Annotated in this window: 1 protein-coding gene; it reads right to left on the bottom strand. The window is 60.6% G+C overall.

Annotation, left to right across the window (positions count from 1 at the left end):
• Positions 1 to 134: 134 nt before the first annotated feature.
• Positions 135 to 932: terminase TerL endonuclease subunit (locus tag PZ895_RS16490; RefSeq protein ID WP_275840093.1), on the bottom strand; the 798-nt coding region annotated here is incomplete at its 5' end.

Consider the following 932-nt stretch of genomic DNA (forward strand, 5'->3'; position numbering starts at 1 on the left):
CCGGGCGCGGCGCTCGATCGCGCCGAACTCGCGTCCAGCGGTGCCGGATGCCTTTTGCATATTGCGTTCGAAGTCGCGGATGCGGGCTTCAAGAGAGACGACAAGGCGTTCGGTATCTTCGGACATGGTTCTTCCTATGCGGCGAGAAGGTCGTCGAACTCGTCTTCGGCGAGGTCGTAAATCGATCGGGTGTTGTTATTCAGCGAGGCAAAGCGCACGGCCATAAGGGCGGCTACCGCTCCGTCGATCTTGTCGCGGCTCTTGGACTTGTCGAACTTGCGATTGCCGGCGGCATCGCGCACCACGGCGACATTATCGAAGTTCCATCGCAGGATCGGATTGCCGGCGTGGTGGAATTTGCCGGTGATGATCGCGCGCTCGACTTCATCGCAGGCCGGCGACATCGAAATGAAGCCCTGCCGAAAATCGACCACCGGGAAGCCGTCATCCATGAGGTTGCGCTGAAGCTGCTGCGCACGCCACGGATCGAAAGCGATCTGGCGCACGTCATGTTCGGCGCAAAGCCGCCTGATCTCCGCTTCCACATAGGCATAATCGACGGCCGCGCCGGGCGTGGTCGTGATCAGGCCGTCTTTCTCCCATGCCAGATAGTTGACGCCTTCAGTGCGGGACTTCCGCGCCAGCGCGTCGGCCGGTATGAAATACCAAGGGCGGATGATGTAACCGCCGTCATCGGTCGGCCACGCGCCGACGATCGCGGTAAGGTCGGAAACTTCAGAGAGGTCAACGCCAAGGTAGCAAGGCTTGCCCTTCAGGGCGTCGAAATCGACCGGGACAGAGCCGCACCGATCGTAGGTCGCCATATCCACGAACGGGGCGGACGACTGGTTCATCCAAACCCCCAGATAAAGCTGAAGCAAGATCTCGCGCTCGATCAGCGAATAGCCGGCCTTGATCTTCCGTTCCCGCAA

This window comes from Mesorhizobium sp. YIM 152430 (assembly GCF_029210365.1).
Lineage (GTDB): Bacteria > Pseudomonadota > Alphaproteobacteria > Rhizobiales > Rhizobiaceae > Aliihoeflea.